The organism is Trinickia sp. HAY1-2D, assembly GCF_056754935.1.
In genome coordinates this window covers 244,371-266,098 of the sequence record NZ_JBPGWX010000001.1, presented here as the reverse complement: position 1 = coordinate 266,098, position 21,728 = coordinate 244,371, and the positions used below count along the sequence as shown (strand labels likewise).

20 protein-coding genes and 1 tRNA gene are annotated in these 21,728 nt (G+C 62.5%); 6 read left to right on the top strand and 15 right to left on the bottom strand.

Translation table 11 applies throughout. From position 1 onward, the window contains the following. The first annotated feature begins 83 nt into the window (after positions 1-83). Positions 84-1,331: an alkaline phosphatase family protein gene (locus tag ACR9ZC_RS01135; RefSeq protein WP_481578769.1), complete on the top strand. Its 1,248-nt coding sequence runs from the start codon at positions 84-86 to the stop codon at positions 1,329-1,331. After that, the gene (locus ACR9ZC_RS01130; RefSeq protein WP_481578768.1) at positions 1,328-1,558 is read left to right on the top strand and encodes a hypothetical protein; all 231 of its coding nucleotides are present in this window, start codon (positions 1,328-1,330) and stop codon (positions 1,556-1,558) included. The genes ACR9ZC_RS01135 and ACR9ZC_RS01130 overlap by 4 nt, the downstream gene beginning before the upstream one ends. 27 nt (positions 1,559-1,585) lie before the next feature. Here the strand turns inward: ACR9ZC_RS01130 and ACR9ZC_RS01125 are convergent, their stop codons facing one another. Beyond that, positions 1,586-2,281, bottom strand: coding sequence for a phosphatase PAP2 family protein (locus ACR9ZC_RS01125; RefSeq protein ID WP_440560572.1), 696 nt, complete (start codon positions 2,279-2,281; stop codon positions 1,586-1,588). Between the two features lie 300 nt (positions 2,282-2,581). On the opposite strand from ACR9ZC_RS01125, the gene ACR9ZC_RS01120 reads away from it, so the two are divergent. Next, complete coding sequence (locus ACR9ZC_RS01120; RefSeq protein ID WP_481578767.1) at positions 2,582-3,697, top strand: 3-deoxy-7-phosphoheptulonate synthase; 1,116 nt, start codon at positions 2,582-2,584, stop codon at positions 3,695-3,697. A gap of 81 nt (positions 3,698-3,778) precedes the next feature. Here the strand turns inward: ACR9ZC_RS01120 and ACR9ZC_RS01115 are convergent, their stop codons facing one another. Continuing rightward, positions 3,779-4,216 carry a YciI family protein gene (locus ACR9ZC_RS01115; protein WP_440560566.1) on the bottom strand — a complete coding sequence of 146 codons (438 nt, stop codon included), beginning with the start codon at positions 4,214-4,216 and terminating at the stop codon, positions 3,779-3,781. Between the two features lie 325 nt (positions 4,217-4,541). Between ACR9ZC_RS01115 and ACR9ZC_RS01110 the strand changes: the two genes are divergently transcribed. After that, complete coding sequence (locus ACR9ZC_RS01110) at positions 4,542-6,659, top strand: D-(-)-3-hydroxybutyrate oligomer hydrolase (RefSeq protein ID WP_481578766.1); 2,118 nt, start codon at positions 4,542-4,544, stop codon at positions 6,657-6,659. A gap of 29 nt (positions 6,660-6,688) precedes the next feature. Here ACR9ZC_RS01110 and phbB read toward each other — a convergent pair whose 3' ends face one another. The 3 genes from phbB to ACR9ZC_RS01095 all read right to left on the bottom strand — a co-directional run bounded on the left by phbB (position 6,689) and on the right by ACR9ZC_RS01095 (position 8,625). Beyond that, the gene (gene phbB, locus ACR9ZC_RS01105) at positions 6,689-7,432 is read right to left on the bottom strand and encodes an acetoacetyl-CoA reductase (RefSeq protein WP_481578765.1); all 744 of its coding nucleotides are present in this window, start codon (positions 7,430-7,432) and stop codon (positions 6,689-6,691) included. Positions 7,433-7,610: 178 nt separating this feature from the next. After that, positions 7,611-8,186, bottom strand: coding sequence for a TIGR01841 family phasin (gene phaP, locus ACR9ZC_RS01100; protein WP_481578764.1), 576 nt, complete (start codon positions 8,184-8,186; stop codon positions 7,611-7,613). A 241-nt stretch (positions 8,187-8,427) separates the two neighbouring features. Beyond that, entirely contained in the window at positions 8,428-8,625 is a 198-nt protein-coding gene (locus tag ACR9ZC_RS01095) for a hypothetical protein (RefSeq protein ID WP_331566537.1), read from the bottom strand. 373 nt (positions 8,626-8,998) lie between these two features. Between ACR9ZC_RS01095 and ACR9ZC_RS01090 the strand changes: the two genes are divergently transcribed. Continuing rightward, entirely contained in the window at positions 8,999-9,304 is a 306-nt protein-coding gene (locus tag ACR9ZC_RS01090) for a panthothenate synthetase (protein ID WP_481578763.1), read from the top strand. A gap of 80 nt (positions 9,305-9,384) precedes the next feature. On the opposite strand, the gene ACR9ZC_RS01085 is transcribed toward ACR9ZC_RS01090, so the two are convergent. From ACR9ZC_RS01085 to ACR9ZC_RS01060, 6 genes are all read right to left on the bottom strand, one after another. Next, a tRNA-Ile gene (locus ACR9ZC_RS01085) sits at positions 9,385-9,460 on the bottom strand. A 164-nt stretch (positions 9,461-9,624) separates the two neighbouring features. After that, positions 9,625-12,057, bottom strand: a complete 2,433-nt coding sequence (rpoD, locus tag ACR9ZC_RS01080; RefSeq protein ID WP_481578762.1) for an RNA polymerase sigma factor RpoD — start codon at positions 12,055-12,057, stop codon at positions 9,625-9,627. Between the two features lie 116 nt (positions 12,058-12,173). Next, positions 12,174-14,042 carry a DNA primase gene (dnaG, locus tag ACR9ZC_RS01075; protein ID WP_481579679.1) on the bottom strand — a complete coding sequence of 623 codons (1,869 nt, stop codon included), beginning with the start codon at positions 14,040-14,042 and terminating at the stop codon, positions 12,174-12,176. 64 nt (positions 14,043-14,106) lie between these two features. Beyond that, a complete protein-coding gene (locus tag ACR9ZC_RS01070; protein ID WP_481578761.1) occupies positions 14,107-14,553 on the bottom strand; it encodes a GatB/YqeY domain-containing protein in 447 nt (148 codons plus the stop codon). A gap of 150 nt (positions 14,554-14,703) precedes the next feature. After that, a complete protein-coding gene (rpsU, locus tag ACR9ZC_RS01065; protein ID WP_331566547.1) occupies positions 14,704-14,916 on the bottom strand; it encodes a 30S ribosomal protein S21 in 213 nt (70 codons plus the stop codon). Between the two features lie 69 nt (positions 14,917-14,985). Continuing rightward, on the bottom strand, positions 14,986-16,203 hold the full coding sequence (locus tag ACR9ZC_RS01060; RefSeq protein WP_481578760.1) for a BaiN/RdsA family NAD(P)/FAD-dependent oxidoreductase: 1,218 nt from the start codon (positions 16,201-16,203) through the stop codon (positions 14,986-14,988). Positions 16,204-16,343: 140 nt separating this feature from the next. Between ACR9ZC_RS01060 and tsaD the strand changes: the two genes are divergently transcribed. Beyond that, positions 16,344-17,369 (top strand): tRNA (adenosine(37)-N6)-threonylcarbamoyltransferase complex transferase subunit TsaD, encoded by a 1,026-nt coding sequence (gene tsaD / locus ACR9ZC_RS01055; RefSeq protein ID WP_481579678.1) that lies wholly within the window; start codon positions 16,344-16,346, stop codon positions 17,367-17,369. A 19-nt stretch (positions 17,370-17,388) separates the two neighbouring features. Here tsaD and folE2 read toward each other — a convergent pair whose 3' ends face one another. The 4 genes from folE2 to ACR9ZC_RS01035 form a co-directional block, all read right to left on the bottom strand. Continuing rightward, positions 17,389-18,198, bottom strand: a complete 810-nt coding sequence (folE2, locus tag ACR9ZC_RS01050; protein WP_440560500.1) for a GTP cyclohydrolase FolE2 — start codon at positions 18,196-18,198, stop codon at positions 17,389-17,391. A 139-nt stretch (positions 18,199-18,337) separates the two neighbouring features. Beyond that, the gene (gene dxs / locus ACR9ZC_RS01045) at positions 18,338-20,233 is read right to left on the bottom strand and encodes a 1-deoxy-D-xylulose-5-phosphate synthase (RefSeq protein WP_440560499.1); all 1,896 of its coding nucleotides are present in this window, start codon (positions 20,231-20,233) and stop codon (positions 18,338-18,340) included. 86 nt (positions 20,234-20,319) lie between these two features. Then, on the bottom strand, positions 20,320-21,204 hold the full coding sequence (locus ACR9ZC_RS01040) for a polyprenyl synthetase family protein (protein WP_331566555.1): 885 nt from the start codon (positions 21,202-21,204) through the stop codon (positions 20,320-20,322). After that, positions 21,201-21,500, bottom strand: a complete 300-nt coding sequence (locus ACR9ZC_RS01035) for an exodeoxyribonuclease VII small subunit (protein WP_173256686.1) — start codon at positions 21,498-21,500, stop codon at positions 21,201-21,203. The genes ACR9ZC_RS01040 and ACR9ZC_RS01035 overlap by 4 nt, the downstream gene beginning before the upstream one ends. Positions 21,501-21,728 lie beyond the last annotated feature (228 nt).

Below are 21,728 nucleotides of genomic sequence, written 5' to 3'. Positions count from 1 at the left end.
CTGCAACGTCTGCACTACAATCGAGTGCCACGCAGTGCCCGCCCCGTTCCGCCCCATCTTCGACGAACCGTAAAAGAGGCGCTATGAACGCAGCCGCAATCACCGCATCGCCGCAGGCGCCGTCCCCCATCCGGCACGTATTCGTGCTGATGCTCGAGAACCGGTCGTTCGATCATCTGTTCGCGCTGTCGGGCATTCCCGGCATCGTCGCGGCCAACTCCGAGGACACCAATACCTACGAGCGTATGCAATATTCGTTTGGCGGCGGCGCGCCCGCTCAGATGCCGACGGATCCAGCGCACGAGTTCGCGGATGTCGTCGAGCAACTATGTGGCGCCGGAGTCCAGTATCGCGCCGGCGAACCGTATCCGGCCATCGACAACTCCGGCTTCGTTGCAAACTACGCAACGACGGGTGCCGAAGGCGCGCGACTATCCGGGGCCGATGTCGGCAAAGTGATGCAGGGCGTCGATATCCGCACACAGGCGCCGACGCTGTTCGAATTGGCGAGCGAATTCGTGCTATGCGACGGCTGGCACGCATCGATGCCCGGGCCGACATGGCCGAACCGCTTTTTTCTGCATGGCGCCTCGTCCGCCGGGCTCGAGCATTCTCCAACCAGGCAGGAAATGGCGGAATGGGAAACGACTAACGGTTTCCCCTATCCCAAGGGTTCGATCTTCGATGCGCTGGGCAAAGGCAACTACCGGCTCTATCAGGATCAGTCGGGACCGCCCCTGGGCCACGTGCCGCAAGTGGCTTCGTTAAAGGGCATCGAATTTTTCGATGTCGAGGATCTCGCCCACTTCGAAGCCGACCTCGCGGCGGGCTATACCGCGCGCTACACGTTCATCGAACCGTGCTATGGCGACATCGTGCACGACACCTATGAAGGAGGCAGCTCGCAGCATCCGATGGACGGCCTTGCCGGTGGCGACCGGCTCGCCGCGCGCATCTATAACGCCATCCGCAACTCGCCGCTATGGACCAGCAGCCTCTTTGTCATCCTCTATGACGAACATGGCGGCTTTTACGATTCCGTCAAACCGGGCACCGCCGTCCCGCCGAACGACGGCGCATCTGCAACGCTGAACGCGAGCGGCTTCGGCTTCGACATCTACGGGGTACGCGTTCCAGCGATCGTCGTATCGCCGTGGGTCGCTCGAGGACATGTCGATCAGACGGTCTACGACCACAGTTCGATTCCTGCGACGCTGGAGCGCCTGTTCGGCCTCGCGCCGCTGACCGATCGGGATCGCCACGCCAAAGACCTGCTGACGCTCGTCACGACGACGTGCCGTAACGACTGCCCACAAAGGATTGGCTCATGACCCCGACCGCCTCCACCCATCCGCGCGACGACGAACACGTCCCCGACGGCAGCAGCCTGATGGGATTCCTGCATGTGCTCAGGAAAGGCCATATCGCGCTCGTTGGGCGCGAGGCGGCGCACCGGCGCTTTGAACAAGTGCACACACGCGCACATGCGAGGCAGTACATCGAGGAATTGATGCCGCAGCTCATGCACGAGCGCAATCGTCGGCGACACGCCCGCTAGCAAGAACGCGAGCGCGTCGCATGCACGTCATATCGCCTTGGAAAGCGACTGCCCCAACATCAGTAGCTCATCGAACTGCGTAATGAGCTCAAAGCATAAAAGAAATGCCATGGTGTAACCCAGCGCTGGAAAGCGCTGCATCGCGTCGAGCAACGGCCGCGCAAAACGCGCCCTGAGCGACTCTCTCGTCATCAGCCAGGTGATGACTGCCCCAAGCGCAGCACCGGCAATGATGTCCGTCGGATAATGAAGACCGAGATAAACGCGCGGCAAGCAAATAAAAAACACCGCGTAGAAAAGCGCACAGAGACCGAGCCGCCAGCGCATGAGAAAAATGCCGGTCGCCACCGAGACCCAGAGCATCGCGTGATCGCTCGGAAATGAACCCCAGGTTCTAAACGCCGGATCTTTCAAACCCGCGGGCGGGAACGTCAGGTGCAACGCGGGATTGTGAACCGGCCGCACCCTGTAAGGCAGATAGTGGGCGAGAAACCTACCGATGGCGAGCGCCAACAGGCCGCTCGCGATCGTCGCGATCACCATTTCGCGATCCCACTCTTTGCGTTCGTTCGGATGGAACCAGATCCACCACAACATCGGTATCAAAACGAAGCCTTTGAACGTATAGAGCCCCGCAACCACTCTCACCGCATGGTTGAACAATACCCAATGCACCGCATGCTGCGTCATGTATGTTTGTATGGCCGTATCGAAACCGTTCATTCCGATCATTCCGATCGCTCTCCTGGATTGTCCGATTGACCCACATTCCTCGGTGGATTGGGCGTTTTTTTCGGGCCTCCCCCCGCGGAGGCATGCCGAACGTATCACCGCGAAATCGACACAAAAATGTAAATAAACGGCGGTTCAGGTGCTGGTCCGAGGACGCCGGCGACTCGCACAGAAATGTTACGAATGCCTTTCAAAACACTTTTGCGCGCGCGTGTTTGGCGATCTTGTTTCGGACGCGAACTCGGCAGTGCCATAATCCCGGACTGCCATTGAAGCTTGAGAGAGGCCAACTTGAAACATATCGACAACCCGCTGCACGACCTGGAAGTCGGAGTGGCGGACACGACGCAGGACACGACTCGCATCGACGACGTGCGCATCGGCGCGGTGCGCCCGCTCATCTCGCCGGCGCTGCTCCAGGACGAGCTGCCGGTCGCGCCCGATATCCAGGCGCTCGTCGAGAAAAGCCGCACGGCCATCGGCGACATTCTGCATGGGCGCGACGATCGCCTGCTGGCGGTAGTGGGTCCCTGTTCCATCCACGATCACGATCAGGCGCTCGAATATGCGCACATGCTCAAGCGCGCGGCCGACGCGCTGCAAAACGAGCTGTTCGTCGTCATGCGCGTCTATTTCGAAAAACCGCGCACGACAGTCGGCTGGAAAGGCTATATCAACGATCCGCGCCTCGACGGCAGTTTCCGGATCAACGAAGGACTGCGGCGTGCCCGCGAGTTGCTGCTCGACGTCAACGCGCTCGGGCTGCCGGCCGGCACCGAGTTCCTCGACTTGCTGAGCCCGCAGTACATCGCGGACCTGATCGCCTGGGGGGCGATCGGCGCGCGTACGACCGAAAGCCAAAGCCATCGCCAGCTCGCGTCAGGACTGAGCTGCCCCATCGGTTTTAAAAACGGCACGGACGGTGGCGTTCAGGTCGCCGCGGATGCCATCGTCGCCGCGCGCGCGAGCCATGCGTTCATGGGGATGACGAAAATGGGCATGGCCGCGATTTTTGAAACGCGCGGCAACGATACAGCGCACATCATCTTGCGCGGCGGCAAGAAAGGGCCCAATTACGATAGCGCCGCAATCGAGGAAACCTGCACGGTCTTGCGCAATGCGGGGCTCCGTGAACAGGTCATGGTCGATTGCTCGCACGCCAATTCCGGCAAATCGCACTTGCGCCAACGCGACGTGGCAGACGATCTCGCGCAGCAGCTCACGCGTGGCGAAAAGCGCATTGTCGGCGTCATGATCGAAAGCAACATCGAGGAAGGACGTCAAGATCTCAAGCCCGGCATTGCGTTGCGACATGGCGTCTCGATTACAGATGCGTGCTTGAGTTGGGCGCAAACCGAACCTGTGCTCGATGCTTTGGCCGAGGCCGTCCGTCGCCGGCGAGGCTGATCCAGGGCCTGGCCTGGCCTGGCCTGGCCTGGCCTAGCAACCCGCGCAACGCCGGAGAGAGTCCGGCGTTGCCCCCAAGCCTCAACGCGATCGCTTGGCGAGTTCGTCGGCCTGCGCGCGTACGCGGTCCTCCTGCTCCCGCAGCTCCGGCGTGAACTCCTCACCGAAATCGGACGCTTCGAAAAGTGGGCGGATTTCGATGTCCGAGTCGCTTTCCATCGGCTTCGGGCAGCGCTTGACCCATTCGAGCGCCTCATCCATCGACTTCACCTCCCAGAGCCAAAAGCCGGCAATCAGCTCTTTGGTCTCGGCGAACGGTCCATCGACTACGGTTCGCTCGCGCCCGGAAAAATGAACGCGCTTGCCCTTCGAACTCGGATGCAGGCCTTCGCCGGCCAGCATGATGCCGGCTTTGACGAGCTGTTCGTTGAATTCGCCCATCGCCGTCAACAACTCGGTGCTCGGCATCTTCCCCGCTTCAGATTCGTTCGACGCCTTGATGATTACCATGACTCGCATTGTCCTATCTCCTCTGGTGGATGATCGAGAGGCGTAGCAGCCTTCGCCTTCTCATGACATCGGCCGCTCGTTACGCCTTTGATGCTACGACGAACGGCGGCGGTCGAAATCGACATCGCGGTTCGCTCCGCGCGAAAAAGGGCCTGTGCCCAGCCGAATGCTTCACGGAATTGGCGCGAAATACGCACGCGCTTATAGCGTAAAGGCAGGCCGGTCGAACACCACGAAAATTTGACTGCCAATTTGCGCCCGGAACGACTACATTCTCGGCTGGCGCCCCGCCGCCAAAATGACTAAAAACGACTGCTCTGCATTGGAGACTCAGATGCGAAATGTTCCGATTTCGATTTGGAGTGCAGCAGTAATTCTCGGTACCGCATTAGCCGGTGCCGCCTTGGCTCCACCTGCAACGGCCGACGAGTCCGATACCAGCCAACGTGTACACAACCGTCTGCCCGCGTTCATCGTGCCGGACAGCCTTCGCGTGACCTCATACGACGGCGTCACCGACGATTTGCTGACCGCAGGCCTCGGCAAGACAGGGCTGGCGGGTCCCGCGCCGGCGATTGCGGATCCGGCCCACCCAAGCGCGGCGGAGCTGCGGCGGCTTGCCATCTGGTCGAACTATCGGGCGCTCGTCGACATGACGGCAAACGGCGGATATGGGCGTTTTTGGGGGCCTAACGTCGATCTGAACGGGAACGACACGCTCGGCGAAGGCAAAATCGCGGGCACCGAATACCTAGCCTACGCCGACGACGGCAGTGGCCGGCGCAATGTGACGCTCCTCGTTCAAGTGCCAAGCAGCTTCGATCCCGCGAATCCTTGCATTGTCACGGCGACGTCATCGGGCTCGCGCGGTGTCTACGGTGCCATCTCCGCTGCCGGCGAGTGGGGCCTCAAGCGCGCCTGCGCGGTCGCTTATACGGACAAAGGCACGGGCAATGGCGCGCACGAACTCATGACGAATCGTGTGACACTGATCGACGGCCTGCTGGCCGACGCAACGGCGGCCGGCACCCAAAGCCTGTTCACCGCGAATGTCTCGTCGAAAGACCGTGCCGCATTCAATCAGGCATTTCCGAATCGATATGCGTTCAAGCACGCGCATTCGCAGCAAAATCCGGAAGCGGACTGGGGCAGAGATACGCTTGCGGCAGTCCAATTCGCTTATTGGGTTTTGAATCGGCAGTTCGCACCGGTCGCCGATGCAACCGATCACCGGGTGCGCTACGAGCCGGGCAGTATCACGACGATCGCCGCGTCGGTGAGCAACGGTGGTGGGGCCGCGTTGGCGGCGGCCGAGCAAGACAGGCGTGGATGGATTACGGCTGTTGTCGTCGGCGAGCCGCAAATCAACGTTCGCATGCCGGGGCGCGCGCGCGTGATGGAAGGCGGCCAGCTTATCGCCGCCGCAGGCAAGCCGCTCGCGGACTATATGACGCTCGCGAATCTGCTCGAACCCTGTGCCGCACTGGCGCCCGCGGCGGCCGGCGCGCCTTATCTGACCGCTTTGCCCGTTGCGACGACAACCGCGATTCGGACAGCGCGCTGCGCGTCGCTGGCGGCAGCGGGAATGGTCAATGGCAGTGACGCACAGACACAGGCAACCGATGCGCTCGCCCGGCTTCATGCGGCCGGCTACGAGGCCGATTCGGACGTGCTGCACGCGCCGATGTGGGACTCGCAGGCCGTACCGGCCGTTGCCGTCACCTATGCCGACGCCTACACGCGTTCGAGCGTGACGGACAATCTGTGCGGATTCAGTTTCGGCACGACGAATCCGGCGACGGGTGCCGCCGGTTTTCCGCCGGCTGCTTCGCCGATGCCAACGGTGTTCGGCCTGGGGAATGGGGTTCCGCCTACCAATGGCATCAATCTCGTCTATAACCCGGTGCCGCCGGGAGGGGCCGACCATCGCCTTGCAACAGCGGATGCGAGCTTCGCCGGCGCGGCGTGCTTGCGCGCGTTATGGACCGGGCAAGACCCGCGCATGATGGCAAGCGTCGACGCGATACGCGTCAATGCCCAGTTGCATGGAAAGCCGGCTGTCATCGTACAGGGCCGCAGCGATGCGCTCGTGCCGATTAATCACGCATCGCGCGCCTATCTTGCCGCCAATAGCGTTCGCGAACCACATAGCCAGCTTGCGTTGTACGAGGTGACGAACGGTCAGCACTTCGACGCATTTCTCGGCGTGCCTGGCTTCGATACGCGGTTCGTGCCCGTGCACTACTACTACCTGCAAGCGCTGAATCTCATGTGGGCCCACCTGAAGAACGGTGTCCCGCTGCCGCCTTCGCAAGTGGTCAGGACCGTGCCGCGCGGCGGTACACCGGGTGCCGCGCCGGCGCTCGGCGTCGCCAATCTACCGGCCATCGTGGACAAGCCAGGTAGCAATGCGATCGAGGAACACCACGGCACGGTGCAAGTACCGCATTGATGGCGCGGTCGATCCACGACGCGTTTGGCTCAACACATATGCTGCCCGCCATTGATGGCGATGTTGGCTCCGGTCACGAAACCGGCATCGGTTGAGCACAGGTAGCAGACCAGCGCAGCCACCTCTTCCGGCTTGCCGAGACGGCCAGCCGGAATCTGCGGCAGGATTTTCGTATCCAGAATCTCCTGCGGAATGGCGGTGACCATTTTGGTGGCCAGATAGCCCGGCGAGATTGTATTGACGGTTACCCCCTTGCGAGCCACTTCCAACGCGAGCGATTTGGTGAAACCGTGCATGCCCGCCTTGGCCGCCGCATAGTTGGTCTGACCGACCGCACCCTTCGAACCGTTGACCGACGAAATGTTGACGATGCGGCCCCAGCCGCGCGCGACCATGTCATCGCAGAGAGGCTTGGTCATATTGAAAACCGAATCGAGGTTGGTACGCATTACCGCATCCCAATTGACCTTATCGAGTTTTTTGAAGCTGGCGTCGCGCGTGATGCCTGCGTTATTGATCAGAATGTCGACCGGTCCGACCTCGGTTTTGATCTGTGCCACGCATTTCTCGCACGAGTCGTAGTCCGCGACGTCGACCGAATACGCGCGGAACTGTCGCCCCTCGGCTTCCATGCGAGCGAGCCACTCGTTCGTCCCCGTATTACCGGGCGAATGGGTGACAACGACCGCATAACCGGCGTCATGCAGCTTGATGCTGATCGCCTCGCCCAACCCACCCATGCCACCCGTTACTACCGCGATTTGCTTCGCCATCGAATCGTCCTCACAAATACCAGCCGCGCCGACATGCGGCGCAGCACTACTTCAGTCAAAAATGGAATGCGTTGAAATGCGGAACGCCTTACCCAGAACGGATAAACGAAATCCCGCATTCAGATGGGTACCGAATCACGCGGGCCTTGCTGCCCGCGTGATGCCTGGTGCTTAGCGCTCAGCGCTTGCCGCTCGCGGCCACGGCAGCCCAGTCCGCGGCACTTCGTTTGGCGACCTTGGATGCTGAAGCCGTCACGGCTTCCAGATTGCTCCCTGCCATTTCCACGGCCTGCTGGCTCGTCTTATGCAACGATTCATGCAACGTGGCGCCGGCGCTCAGCGCGGTTTTCCACGCGACGATCGCCGCTTCGGAGCCGGCGGGAGCGCTCTTCGCCGCTTCGTCGATGAGTTCCTGCACGCGTGCGTTATAGCGTTCGTATTGCAACTGCGCGAGTTGAGCGACCTCAGCCTGCGCGGTTGAAGCAATGTCGAACAACTGACGGCCATACGACAACGATTTCTCGGCGAAAGGCGTTGTGAAACCAGCTTGCAGTGCGAACCATTGCTGCAAGTCTGTCGTGCCGGGCGCCTTCGTCAGGTTCTCCTGCGACTCAGTCATCGTGGACCTGGCGACCTGCATGTTCAGTGCGACCAGTTTTCCGACACACTCAAAGACTCTGCCGGTTAAACCGAAGAATGCGTCGAGGCCGGCACTCTGAGATGCGGCAATTTGCTCGGGACTCGATAAAACCATTATTGAAATTCCTTTGGGCTCAACCCGCCTCGCGAAGCTATATGGATCGAATAGTTCGTTGATCGGCGGAAATGGATTGTCCGGAGCGCAACGGCGCCTGCCAGGCGGCATGCGTCATCAGTACTTCGGAGGCTTGCTACATAGAGGCACTACGCGTTCAAATCGAACAAAAGCTGCTTCGATTACGTGTTCATCGGGTGGCCGCCGCCGCAGGCAGGGTGCTCGGCGTCGGCCGCGATCTTTAGCGCCTACGCGCGACGGCCATGAGGAAAGATGCCCCTTCATTCGTCACATGAGGACGAGGATGGCCCGACGGAAGACTTTCAATTGATATCAGGCGCTGTTGCAACAGCGTGTCGAGTTCGGCGCGGTCCAGTTCGATCTGGTCGGGCGCATGCTTGATCAGCATCAGGGTGGCGAACTCATGGGGGCTCAGCATGTCGTCTCCTCGATCCAGTCCGTCTGCGTGTCGGGTACTAGTTACCCATTCAGCGGATATATAGCAGCAACTTTTCCTGCGCTTTTGCTTGCGAATGCTCAGGAAATCCTTACGAGACGCCATCATAACCTGACAACATTGAATTGCAAATCCTTCCCGCATTTTTTAATTTGTCTGGCGTTTTTTGTTCGTCAGCTCTTTCAAATATGAATATAAGATTACTTATGAGGGGTTTTTGCCGTTTTAGCGAGACCGCCTTCAGGCAGTAGGGCTGCGAGCCGATGCGCAGTAAGTGTTGCCGAGCCCACTAACGCGACACTAAGTATCTTTTACGCTTGAAGCGGCCTGTGAATCCTCGGCAAGGAGAAGAACCATGCGCATGCTTCTGAACGTACATATTCCACATGAGCCCTTCAATGCATTTGTGCGCGACGGCACCATCGGAGAAGTGATATCGAAGATACTCGACGAGATGAAACCTGAAGCCGCCTATTTCACTGAGCAAAGCGGGCGCCGTGGAGCCATCCTCGTCATTAATCTCGAGGAGCCGTCGCAGATTCCCGCATTTGCCGAGCCTTGGTTTCTCATGTTCAACGCTGACTGCGAGTTTCGCGTGGTAATGGTACCGGAAGACCTTCAGAAAGCCGGGTTAGAGACGCTCGGAGCCAAGTGGAAATAGCGGGCTGTCGACAAAAAGAAACCCGCAGCGCCTCACGCGATGCGGGTTTCAGTGATCTTCATACGACGCGGCCAAATGCTTGGTGGGCCCGGTTGGTTTCGAACCAACGACCAATCGATTATGAGTCGACTGCTCTAACCCCTGAGCTACGGGCCCAAGACAACGAACACGCTAGCCGCTGGAGGGACCGGCGTAAGCGCTGAAGCGCTAACGCAGGTCGACCCGGCATGGGGGCCTGTGGAAGTGCTAAAGCACTAACTCAGGCCGCAAAAAAAGACCCGGTGTTTTCACGCCGGGCCTGGCACTGAATGATACCTCGATCAGTTGCCTTCGAGGAAGGACTTGAGCTTATCCGAACGGCTCGGATGGCGCAGCTTGCGCAGCGCCTTGGCCTCGATCTGGCGAATCCGCTCACGCGTCACGTCGAACTGCTTGCCAACTTCCTCGAGCGTGTGATCCGTGCTCATCTCGATTCCGAAACGCATCCGCAGCACCTTCGCTTCGCGCGGCGTCAACGAATCGAGCACATCCTTCACGACATCGCGCATGCTCGCGTGCAGCGCCGCATCGGCAGGCGCAACCGTATTCGTATCTTCGATGAAGTCACCCAGATGCGAATCGTCGTCGTCACCGATCGGCGTTTCCATGGAGATCGGCTCCTTCGCGATCTTCATGATCTTGCGGATCTTGTCCTCCGGCATCTCCATCTTCTCGGCAAGCGTCGCCGGATCGGGCTCGAGACCCGTCTCCTGCAGAATCTGCCGCGAAATACGGTTCATCTTGTTGATCGTCTCGATCATGTGAACCGGAATCCGGATCGTACGCGCCTGGTCCGCGATGGAACGCGTGATGGCCTGGCGAATCCACCACGTGGCATACGTCGAGAACTTGTAGCCACGGCGATATTCGAACTTGTCCACCGCCTTCATGAGGCCGATGTTGCCTTCCTGAATCAGATCGAGAAACTGCAACCCGCGATTCGTGTACTTCTTCGCGATCGAAATCACGAGACGCAGGTTCGCCTCGGTCATCTCGCGCTTGGCCTGACGCGCCTTCAGTTCGCCGGCCGCCATTTGACGGTTCGTTTCCTTCAGATCCTTCAGCGGCAGCACCACACGCGCCTGCAGATCGATGAGCCGCTGCTGCTGCTCACGAATGGCAGGGATGTTACGCGACAAAATCGCGCTGTACGGATGGCTCTCCTCGACGATCTTGTCGGCCCACTCGAGATTCGTCTCGTGGCTCGGAAAACGCGCGATGAACTCCGCGCGAGGCATGCCGCACTTGTCGACGACGATATGCAGGATCTGACGCTCGACCTGACGGACTTCATCCACCTGTGCACGCAGCGTGTCGCAGAGCCGCTCGACCGTACGCGCCGTGAAGCGGATCGACATCAGCTCGTTCTGGATCGCCTCTTGCGCCTTCAGATACGACTTCGACTTGTAGCCTTCCTTCTCGAACGCGCGGCGCATCTTGTCGAACCACTCGCTGATGAGCGCGAACTTCTCGAGCGACGAACGCTTGAGCGCTTCGAGCTGCGCGGCATTGGCCGTCGCCTGAGCGGTGCCGTCGTCCTCTTCCTCTTCTTCCTCGTCTTCCTCTTCGACGTCCTCCGACTCGCTCTCGATCGTCTCGGCTTCCTGCGCCGAGAAACCGTCCGTGTCTTCGGCGTTCGGATCGATGAGACCATCGACGAGCTCGTCGATGCGGATCTCTTCGTTCGCCACACGCTCTGCCATCGCGAGGATGTCGGCGATCGTCGTCGGGCACGCCGAGATTGCCATCACCATGTGCTTGAGGCCATCCTCGATGCGCTTCGCGATTTCGATCTCGCCCTCGCGCGTGAGAAGCTCGACCGTCCCCATCTCGCGCATGTACATCCGCACCGGATCGGTCGTACGCCCGAATTCCGAATCGACGGTGGACAGCGCGACTTCCGCTTCCTCCTCGACTTCGTCATCGGACGCGACAGCCGGAGCGTTGTCGTTCAACAGCAGCGTCTCGGCATCGGGCGCCTGCTCGTAGACGGCAACACCCATGTCGTTGAACGTGCTGATGATGCCCTCGATCGCCTCCGTCTCCGTGAAGTTGTCCGGAAGGTGATCGTTGATTTCGGCATAGGTCAGAAAGCCGCGCTCCTTGCCGAGCTTGATCAGCGCGCGCAGCTTCGAGCGCCGCTCTTCGAGCTCCTCGGCAGTGCCCGGCTGGGTCGACGCGAATGCGTCCTTCAGGAGCGCTTTCTCCTTCGCGCGACGGTCGCGCGCCCTGGCCTTCTCAGCCTTGCCCGGGGCAGGTTGCTGCTCTTCGCCCTGAGTTGCGTCGTCATCGACGGGTACTTCGTTCAGCTTTTTCGTCATGGAGTTGGCCGTAGCGGCTTTAATCTCGACTCGCGGCTGTTGGACTTCAGCCGGTTGCACCGTGGATACCTGGGTCTCGCGCACTGCCAAATCGTCCGGCGTGGCAGCCGCACCCCTTACGCTTTTCGAACCCGCCCCCGCCCGTTTCGCGGCGGCAGCTCCCGTCTGCGCTTTGGCGGACGCTTTGGCCGCCTTGGTTACACCAGCCGCCGCGGCCGAAGTCCGCGCAGCCGTTCTGCTCGTGGGTTTTCCGGCTGCGGTGGCCCCGGCGGTCGCGGCCGCGGACGCCTTGCGCACCGGCTGCGCCGAGCCCTTGCCGGAGCCCGGGCTCTTGCCTTTGCCCACTCCAGCCATGCCCGCCACCGTCGTTTTCGCGCCTGTCGTCTTTGCCATCGCTTGTCTCGCCTCGCCTGTGCTTGAGCACCTCTGCCCGCTGTCGCCGAAAATTCCTGAAAAATCAAACCACTGAGAACCTTTTATTATAGCACGGGCATGCCAGCCCGCAGCCCTCAGGCACCGAGTCGGCGCTTCATATCCGCCCGCTGGCGGTCGAGCTCCGCATATTCCGCAATCTCGTCCGAAGTGAGCCGCGATTGTCGCGACAAGCGCTCAAGCCGTTGACAACAGGCGTCGTAGCGCATTTTCAGGATTGCCGCCTGGAGCTCTTCGGCCGCGATACGCTCGCGCTCCGTCTGTTGTTCGATAGCGGCGTCGTCTTCCGGGCTCTGCAGCAGCAAATCACGCACGTTTTCATCATAGTCCAGAATTTCGCGGAAAATTTCTTCGAAAGTTGCCGCGTTCGCACCCGTGCGCAACAGGTCGGACAACAGCCGGAATTCGGCCGCATCGCCCAGCGCCCGCGCATGCGTCGCCACTTCGGCGAACAGCTCCCCGTGCGCTTGCGCCGTGAGCGCCTCCTCGCTCGATTCGTCGAGAAGCAAGGCGATGCGCGGATACATGACGAGATTGCGCAACGCACGCTCCTCGATATCCGTGACGCGCCGCCGGTCCTTGCGCGGCGGCGCCGGCCGCGCGGCCGCAACGATCCGCGAATCGACGTCGCAAAGCGCCGCGACCTCGTCGAAAGGCACGCCGAGCCGATCGGCGAACATATGCATGATCTGGGCGCGCAATGCATTCGGCGGCAGCGCCTGCAAGAGCGGCTTCGCATCGAACAGCGCCCGGGCGCGGCCCTCGGGCGTGTCGAGCTCCTTGCCGGCCAACACTTCGCTCAACATGAACTGCGACATCGGCGTGGCATGCTCGATCTGCTCGGCAAACGCCTCTTTGCCGAACTCGCGCACGAAGCTGTCGGGGTCGTGTTCCGGCGGCAGAAAAAGGAAGCGGATCGTCCGGTTGTCGGCCGCATGCGGCAGGCAGGCGTCGAGTGCCCGACGCGCGGCGCGACGCCCCGCGGCATCGCCATCGAAGCTGAAGATGACGGTATCGGTCTGCCTCAGCAGCTTTTGCACGTGCACCGGCGTGCAGGCCGTACCCAGTGTCGCGACGGCGTTCGGAAAGCCCAATTGCGCGAGCGCGACGACATCCATATACCCTTCCACCACCAGCACCGAACGCGCCTCGCGAATCGCCAGCCGCGCCTCGAAAAGACCGTAAAGTTCGCTGCCCTTGCTAAATAGTGGCGTTTCGGGGGAATTCAAATACTTCGGTTCGCCCGATTCGAGCACCCGGCCCCCAAAGCCGATCACCTGTCCCTTCACATTCCGGATCGGGAACATGATCCGCTCGCGAAAGCGGTCGTAGCGGCGCGGCTGCCCCTCGGCGTCGAGCTTTTCGCTGACGATCACGAGCCCCGCCTCCACCAGCGCATCGCTGCGGTAATCGGCAAACGCGTCTTCGAGGTTCTGCCAGCCGTCCGGGGCATAGCCGAGACCGAACCGGGCCGCGACCTCGCCCGTCAAGCCACGCATTTTCAAATAACGAATGGCCTCGGGCGCCCCGCGCAACGCCTTGCGGTAGTAATCGCACGCCGTTTGCATGACGTCGGAGAGCGCCGCCGCGGTTTTGTGGTCCGCAAACGCCGGGCGCTCGCCGGGGGCGCCCGGGCCGCCGCGCATCGGCGATGGCTCCTGAGGGACGCTCAGCCCGACCGACTGAGCCAGGTCGTTGACCGCTTCGGGGAACGTCAATCCGGCATGTTCCATCAGGAACCCGATTGCCGTGCCGTGAGCGCCGCAACCGAAGCAGTGATAGAACTGCTTGGTCGGGCTGACCGTAAACGACGGACTCTTCTCGTTATGAAAGGGGCAGAGCCCCATGAAGTTTGCCCCGCCCTTTTTCAACTGGACGTACTTGCCCACCACGTCGACGATGTCGACGCGGTTCAGCAGATCCTGCAGGAACGAATGCGGTATCACGTTGGGCGGCAAGAAGCCGGCGCGGCACGACACCCGGAGCCCGGGCGCCGGCCGGCCGGCGGCCTTATTTGGCGAGCGCCGCCTTGACGAGCGCCGAGACGGCCGTCATGTCGGCGCGGCCCGCGAGCTTGCCCTTGAGCACACCCATCACCTTGCCCATGTCCTGCGGGCCGGTGGCGCCCACTTGCGCGACGGCGGCCTGGACCTCGGCCGAAACCTCCGTGTCCGACAGTTGCGCCGGCATATAGGCCGCCAGCACCGCGAGCTCGGCGTTTTCCTGATCGACGAGATCGGTCCGGCCGGCCGCTTCGAACTGGCTGATCGAGTCCTTGCGCTGCTTGATCATCTTGTCGATGACGGCGGTGACCGCCGCATCGTCGAGCGTCGTGCGCTCGTCGACTTCCCGCTGTTTGATGGCGGCAAGCAGAAGGCGTATCGTCGCGAGCCGTCCGGTTTCGCGCGCGCGCATCGCCGCCTTCATGTCCTCATTGATCCGATCTTTCAAGCTCATTTTTCACCCGATGCATGGAAAATAGGGAAGCGCCGCGCGTACCGCCTAGCGCAAAAACCCGCTTGGGATCCTTCCTCAAGCGGGTTATTCGGGCGCTTGTCCGCCGCCGCCCAGGGGCAGCGGGAAGAAAGGCGCTGCGACGAAATTCGATCAGTACAGCTTCTTCGGCAGCATCTGGCTGCGCAGACGCTTGAAGTGGCGTTTGACCGCCGCGGCCTTCTTGCGCTTGCGTTCCGCCGTCGGTTTTTCGTAAAACTCGCGCGCGCGAAGTTCGGTCAAAAGGCCGGTCTTCTCGATGGTGCGCTTAAAGCGCCGCATCGCAACTTCGAAGGGCTCGTTTTCTTTAACGCGGATAATCGTCATGTTTCCAAAGCGGAAATATCACAAAGGTTCGGGAGTATAGCAGACGTTCTGCATAAATGCAGCGACGTGTCAAGCGCCACGGGCATGATCGGCCGCAGCCTCGCCCGCCGCGACCGCCGACGCCCACGCCCACTGAAAGTTGTACCCGCCGAGCCAGCCCGTCACGTCGACGGCTTCTCCGATGAAATAAAGGTCCGGCACCCGCTCGCTCATCATCGTCGACGAGGACAGCTCGCGCGTGTCCACGCCGCCGCGCGTCACTTCGGCCTTCCGGTAGCCCTCCGTCCCGCTCGGCACGAGGCTCCATTGCGCAAAGGCTTCGCCCAGTCGCCGCAGCGACTTGTCGGAGAGATCGGCGAGCCGCGCCTCGGGCGCCACGCCGTGAGTCGCGAGCCACGCATGCGCAAGCCGCCCGGGCATCCATTCCGCCAGCGCATTGCCGATTTGCCGCTTGCTGGCCGTCTTGGCCTCGAGCAGTTCCGCGGCAGGCTCGCGCCCTGGCAGCAGATCGATACGGATCGGCTCGCCCGGATTCCAATAGCTCGAGACCTGCAGCACGCCCGGCCCCGACAACCCCCGGTGCGTGAACAGAAGATCCTCGGCGAACCGACCCTGCCCCTTGCTCGCCCCCGCAGCAATCTCGACTTCGAGGGACACCCCCGACAAAGCTGCGAACGGCGCCCAAACATCCGACGAAAACGTGAGCGGCACGAGAGCGGGCCGCGTCTCGACGAGCTTGTGGCCGAACTGCTTCGCGAGCCGATAGGCGAAGTCCGTGGCGCCGATCTTCGGGATCGAAAGGCCGCCGGTCGCGATCACGAGTGCGCGCGCCCCGATCGAGCCCGCACTCGTCTGAAGCGTAAAGCCGCGCGCATCGGCATGCTGCACCGATTCGACGGTGACAGGCCGGCGCCACGCGACGGCACCGGCGTCGCATTCGGCTTTGAGCATGTCGATGACGGCTTCGCTCGAATGGTCGCAAAAGAGTTGCCCGCGGTGCTTTTCATGCCAGCTGATGCGGTGCGATTTCAGCAGCGCCAGAAAATCGCGCGGCGTATAGCGTGCGAGCGCCGAGCGGCAAAAATGGGGGTTCGCCGAGAGGTAGTTCGCCGGCCCCGCGTGAAGGTTCGTAAAGTTGCAGCGGCCCCCACCGGAGATGCGGATCTTTTCGGCCAGCCGCGCGGCGTGATCGATGAGCACGACACGGCGCCCACGCTGTCCGGCGACGGCCGCGCACATCATGCCGGCCGCCCCGGCGCCGATCACGGCAATATCATAGGATTCCATGGCGCGCATTTTAACCGCGCCAGGCCGGGTTTCCGGGGCGTCCTGTTATACTTTCGCGTTCCTCGTTCCCTCTGGCGCCGGCGCATTGCGCCACCTCGGTGCGCTTCATCGCACGGCCGGCCCGCATCTCTCCTCGCATCATGCTCGTTCTCGGCATTGAAAGCTCCTGCGACGAAACAGGCCTCGCGCTCTATGACAGCGATCGCGGCCTGCTCGCTCACGCACTGCATTCGCAAATCGCCATGCACAGGGAGTACGGCGGCGTGGTGCCGGAGCTTGCGTCGCGAGACCATATCCGCCGTGCACTGCCGCTTCTGGAAGAGGTGCTCGCGCGTTCGGGCGCAAGAACCGCCGACATCGATGCGATCGCATTCACGCAAGGGCCGGGACTGGCGGGCGCGCTGCTCGTCGGCGCCGGCATCGCCAACGCGGTGGCCATGGCCTGGGACAAGCCGACGATCGGCATCCATCACCTCGAAGGGCACCTGCTCTCGCCCCTGCTCGTCGACGCGCCGCCACCGTTCCCGTTCGTCGCACTGCTGGTTTCAGGCGGGCACACGCAATTGATGCGCGTCACCGATGTCGGCCTATACGAAACGCTCGGCGAAACACTCGACGATGCAGCCGGCGAAGCGTTCGACAAGACGGCCAAGCTGCTCGGGCTCGGCTATCCGGGCGGCCCTGAAGTATCGCGGCTCGCGGAATATGGCGTGCCCGGTGCCGTGGTCCTGCCCCGCCCGATGCTCCATTCGGGCGATCTCGACTTCAGCTTCAGCGGTCTGAAAACCGCCGTGCTGACGCAGACGAAAAAGCTCGGCGCGAATGTCTGCGAGCAGGAAAAGGCCGACGTGGCGCGCGGCTTCGTCGACGCCGCCGTCGAAGTGCTCGTCGCCAAATCGATTGCCGCGCTCAAGCGGACGGGCTTGAAGCGGCTCGTGGTGGCAGGCGGCGTCGGCGCGAATCGTCAACTGCGGGAAGCACTCTCCGAGGCCGCACGAAAGCGCGGCTACGAAGTGCACTACCCGGACCTCGCCCTGTGCACCGACAACGGCGCCATGATCGCGCTCGCGGGCGCGATGCGCCTCGCGCGCTGGCCGCAACAGGCCAGCCGCGATTACGCGTTCACCGTCAAGCCTCGTTGGGATTTGTCCTCGCTGCCGCGTTGAATTGCGGCAGCGCGCATCATCAATTCGCGCGACGCTTGTCGTGCTCGATGATCGCGTAGGCGCTGTGATTGTGAATCGACTCGAAGTTCTCCGCTTCGAGCGTATAGGCAACGACCCGCTCGTCGGCGTTCAACCGCCGGGCCACGTCGCGCACGAGGTCTTCCACGAACTTCGGGTTCTCGTAGGCCCGTTCGGTCACGAACTTTTCGTCGGGACGCTTGAGCAAACCCCAGAGCTCGCAAGAAGCCTCTTCCTCCGCAATGCGGATCAACGCTTCGGCCGATAACTCCCCGACGCACTCCGCCCGGACCGTCACATGCGAGCGCTGGTTATGCGCGCCGTACTGCGAGATCTCCTTCGAGCAGGGGCAAAGACTCGTCACGGGCACGAGCACTTGCAAGAACGTACGGAGCGTACCCTCGCGCATCTCGCCGATCATCGTCACCTCGTAATCGAGCAGGCTCGATACGCCCGAAACCGGGGCTGTCTTGCTGACGAAATACGGAAAGGTCACTTCGATGCGGCCGGCCGGCGCCTCGAGCTTCGTCAGCATCGCCGAGAGCATCGCACCGAACGCGGAGGAATCGAGCGGCGTCTTGCTGTCCTCGAGCAGCGCGACGAAGCGCGACATATGTGTGCCCTTCTGTTCCGCCGGCAAATGGACATCGAGGTTCCATGTGCCCACCGTCGCCTGAACTTCGCCGTTCGACATGCGGACCGCAAGCGGGTGCCGAACCCCCTTGACGCCGACTCGCTGGATCGGGATTTGCCGTGTATCGACCGAGCTCTGTACGTCGGGCATCACGAAGGCTGCATTCATGTCGTTCATCTTGTGTTTTGTCCTGTCCTCTTGAGGCGGCGCCAGTCATGCCGCCCCTCGGCACAGCGCTGGTCATGCCAATAACGAAACATGGGCCGTCGAGGCCCATGTCTGTGTACGGGTGCAACGCGGGCTGACCCGCGCTGCGTCAGGCGACGCGCTGCGCCAGCTTGGCGGCAGGTTCGAGGAACCTCGCGCGGATCGATTTCTCGATCCCCGCGCCATCGAGACCGCACTCCGACAACAGCTTCGCCGGATCGCCGTGATCGATGAATCCGTCGGGAAGGCCCAATTGTAGTACGGGACGAACAACCCCATTGGCGAGCAGGGATTCGACGCAGGCCGAGCCGGCACCGCCCATGACACAGCCTTCCTCCACGGTCACGAGCACGTCATGCGTCTGCGCAAGCTCGACGAGCAGTTTGGCATCGATCGGCTTGACGAAGCGCATATTGGCGACGGTCGCATCGAGTGCCTCGGCCGCCACGAGCGACGGCGCGACCATCGTGCCGAATGCGAGGATCGCGATGCGGCTGCCTTTGCCTGCCGTCGACTGGCGGCGAATCTCGCCGCGTCCAACGGGCAGCGCCGTCATCTGCTTGACCGTGGCCACGCCCGCACCTGCGCCGCGCGGATATCGCACGGCCGTCGGATTCGGCTGCTGCAGCGCCGTGTAGAGCATCTGCCGGCACTCGTTCTCGTCGGCGGGCGCCATCACCGTCATGTTCGGGATGCAACGCAGGAATGCCAGGTCGTAAGCGCCCGCGTGCGTCGCGCCATCGGCACCGACGAGGCCGGCACGGTCGATCGCGAACACCACCGGCAGGTTCTGCAATGCAACGTCATGGATCAGTTGATCGTAGCCGCGCTGAAGGAACGTCGAATAGATGGCGACCACGGGCTTCATACCCTCGACAGCCATCCCCCCTGCAAACGTCACTGCATGCTGCTCGGCAATGCCGACATCGAAATAGCGGTCCGGAAACCGCTTTTCGAACTCGACGAGACCCGAGCCCTCGCGCATCGCGGGCGTAATGCCGACCACGCGCGAATCGAGTTCCGCCGCATCGCACAGCCACTCCCCGAACACCTGCGTATAGGTCTTCTTGCTCGGCGCGGTGGACGGCTTGATGCCCTCGGCCGGATTGAACTTGCCCGGACCGTGGTAGAGCACCGGATCGGCTTCCGCGAGCTTGTAGCCCTGACCTTTTTTCGTGACCACGTGCAGAAACTGCGGTCCGCGCAACTCGCGGATGTTTTGCAGCGTCGGGATCAGCGAATCGAGGTCGTGACCGTCGATCGGCCCGATGTAATTGAAGCCGAACTCCTCGAAAAGCGTGGCCGGCACGACCATGCCCTTCGCATGCTCCTCGAGCTTGCGTGCGAGCTCGAGCATCGGCGGCGCCACGCGCAGCACGCGCTCGACCCCGGCGCGCGCGGCCGCATAAAAGCGCCCGGACATCAGCCTCGCGAGATGCCGGTTCAACGCGCCAACGGGCGGCGAGATCGACATGTCGTTGTCGTTGAGGATGACGAGGAACGGGAGATCGTCGCACACGCCCGCGTTGTTCATGGCTTCGAACGCCATGCCGGCCGTCATCGCCCCATCGCCGATCACGGCGATCGAAAAGCGATCCTCGCCCTCGAGCTTGCTCCCGATCGCCATACCGAGCGCGGCCGAAATGGACGTGCTCGAATGAGCCGTACCGAACGTGTCGTACTCCGACTCCACGCGGCGCGGAAAGCCGGAGATGCCGCCGCGCTGGCGCAGCGTATGCATGCGGTCGCGGCGGCCGGTCAGGATTTTGTGCGGATAGGTCTGATGGCCGACGTCCCACACGATGCGGTCGTGCGGCGTGTCGAAGACGTAGTGAAGCGCGATCGTCAGCTCCACCGTGCCCAGGTTCGACGACAAGTGCCCGCCCGTCTGCGACACGCTGTCGAGCACGAACGCGCGCAACTCGTCGGCGAGCGGTTTCAGTTGACGACGGTCCAGGCGGCGCAAGTCCGCCGGGTCGTCGATGGTTTTCAGCAAGTCGTACATCGTCGTTCCATTGTAGGAAAACTTACGCGCCCGCATTTTTCTCTTGCGCACCCCGTAGCATTCGCGCGCGGCAGCGGGCTTCGCGTTCAACTCACCCGGTTTACCACCAGGTCGGCAAGTTCGGCGAGGCGCACGGCGCGCCCGCTGAAATGCGCAAGCGCTTCGTGCGCATCGCGACGCAACTGCGCCGCGAGCGCGCGCGAAGCGTCGAGCCCGATAATCGATACGTAGGTCGGCTTGCCGTCCTTGGCGTCCTTGCCGGCAGTCTTGCCCAGGGTCGCCGAATCCGTCGTCACGTCCAGAATATCGTCCACGACCTGAAACGCCAGACCCACGGCAGCCGCGTAGGCATCTAGCGCGCGCATCGCGTCCGCATCGGGCGCCGTGCCGGCGAGCGCGCCCATGCGCACCGACGCACGCAGCAACGCGCCCGTTTTCATCCGATGCATCGTTTCGAGCTGCGGCCGCGACAGCGTCACACCGACGCTGTCGAGATCGATGGCCTGGCCACCCGCCATGCCCACCGAGCCGCTGGCGAGCGCGAGTTCGCGCACGAGCGCGGCCTGCGTCGGCGCGTCGAGCGCCGAGGCGTCGGTCAATGCGACGAACGCCTGGGACTGCAGCGCATCGCCCACGAGCAGCGCGGTGGCCTCGTCGTACTGGACGTGCACGGTCGGTTTGCCGCGGCGCAGCGCATCGTCGTCCATGCAAGGCATGTCGTCATGGACGAGCGAATAGACGTGGATCATCTCGAGGGCCGCAGAGGCCGCCTCGAGAGCCGCGGGCCGCGCGAGCGTCAACTCCCCCGCCGCATGGGCCAGAAGCGGACGCACGCGCTTGCCGCCGCCGAGCGCCGCATAGCGCATCGCCTCATGCAGCCGCGCCGGCGCCACGTCGGGGCCCGGCAGATAACGTTCGAGTGCGGCCTCGACGCGCGCCAGGACCGCGCGCATCCATTCGTCAAAAGTCATAGATCGTCTCCGCCCTCGGCGGCAGGGTTGCCGGCGGGCAGCGGCTTGAGCGTCTCGCCGTCGAGTACGCGCACCTGCTGCTCCACCTTCTCCAGTTGTTGCTGACAGTACGCCACGAGCGCCGCGCCGCGCCGATAGGCGGCAAGCGATTCCTCGAGGCTCAACGTGCCACCCTCCATGCGCGCCACCAGTTGCTCCAATTCCGCGACCGCTGCTTCGTAGTTCCCGGGCAGCGGGGCGTCGCCATCGTGGCCGCCGACGGGCGCGGCGGGGTCCTGGGGTGCGGGTTTCGCCATCGAAAGAGGGTGAATTTAAAAACAAGTCGGACATTCTACGGCAAAAGCGCCAAGTCCGACCCATCGCCAGCCGTAGCACCATCGCCGTCCTCTTTTTTACCACGCGGACACCCATCGGCCACGGCCAATCCGCAACCTCGTCAAATGCCGCACGGGCGGTTGCCGGACCGACCCAATCGCGGCGTATTTGGCGTGACGCGCGCCCTTTTGGCGGCAATCGACGCTGTT

Bases quoted from the DNA above. Each gene is read 5' to 3' on its own strand.
- rpoD (WP_481578762.1), bottom strand. From the start codon at position 12,057: ATGGCAAAGACGACAGGCGCGAAAACGACGGTGGCGGGCATGGCTGGA.
- rpsU (WP_331566547.1), bottom strand. From the start codon at position 14,916: ATGACGATTATCCGCGTTAAAGAAAACGAGCCCTTCGAAGTTGCGATG.
- ACR9ZC_RS01070 (WP_481578761.1), bottom strand. From the start codon at position 14,553: ATGAGCTTGAAAGATCGGATCAATGAGGACATGAAGGCGGCGATGCGC.
- phbB (WP_481578765.1), bottom strand. From the start codon at position 7,432: ATGGCGAAGCAAATCGCGGTAGTAACGGGTGGCATGGGTGGGTTGGGC.
- ACR9ZC_RS01035 (WP_173256686.1), bottom strand. From the start codon at position 21,500: ATGGCGAAACCCGCACCCCAGGACCCCGCCGCGCCCGTCGGCGGCCAC.
- dxs (WP_440560499.1), bottom strand. From the start codon at position 20,233: ATGTACGACTTGCTGAAAACCATCGACGACCCGGCGGACTTGCGCCGC.
- ACR9ZC_RS01125 (WP_440560572.1), bottom strand. From the start codon at position 2,281: ATGAACGGTTTCGATACGGCCATACAAACATACATGACGCAGCATGCG.
- ACR9ZC_RS01095 (WP_331566537.1), bottom strand. From the start codon at position 8,625: ATGCTGAGCCCCCATGAGTTCGCCACCCTGATGCTGATCAAGCATGCG.
- folE2 (WP_440560500.1), bottom strand. From the start codon at position 18,198: ATGAACGACATGAATGCAGCCTTCGTGATGCCCGACGTACAGAGCTCG.
- ACR9ZC_RS01115 (WP_440560566.1), bottom strand. From the start codon at position 4,216: ATGCGAGTCATGGTAATCATCAAGGCGTCGAACGAATCTGAAGCGGGG.
- ACR9ZC_RS01040 (WP_331566555.1), bottom strand. From the start codon at position 21,204: ATGACTTTTGACGAATGGATGCGCGCGGTCCTGGCGCGCGTCGAGGCC.
- tsaD (WP_481579678.1), top strand. From the start codon at position 16,344: ATGCTCGTTCTCGGCATTGAAAGCTCCTGCGACGAAACAGGCCTCGCG.
- ACR9ZC_RS01110 (WP_481578766.1), top strand. From the start codon at position 4,542: ATGCGAAATGTTCCGATTTCGATTTGGAGTGCAGCAGTAATTCTCGGT.
- phaP (WP_481578764.1), bottom strand. From the start codon at position 8,186: ATGGTTTTATCGAGTCCCGAGCAAATTGCCGCATCTCAGAGTGCCGGC.
- ACR9ZC_RS01130 (WP_481578768.1), top strand. From the start codon at position 1,328: ATGACCCCGACCGCCTCCACCCATCCGCGCGACGACGAACACGTCCCC.
- ACR9ZC_RS01090 (WP_481578763.1), top strand. From the start codon at position 8,999: ATGCGCATGCTTCTGAACGTACATATTCCACATGAGCCCTTCAATGCA.
- ACR9ZC_RS01135 (WP_481578769.1), top strand. From the start codon at position 84: ATGAACGCAGCCGCAATCACCGCATCGCCGCAGGCGCCGTCCCCCATC.
- ACR9ZC_RS01060 (WP_481578760.1), bottom strand. From the start codon at position 16,203: ATGGAATCCTATGATATTGCCGTGATCGGCGCCGGGGCGGCCGGCATG.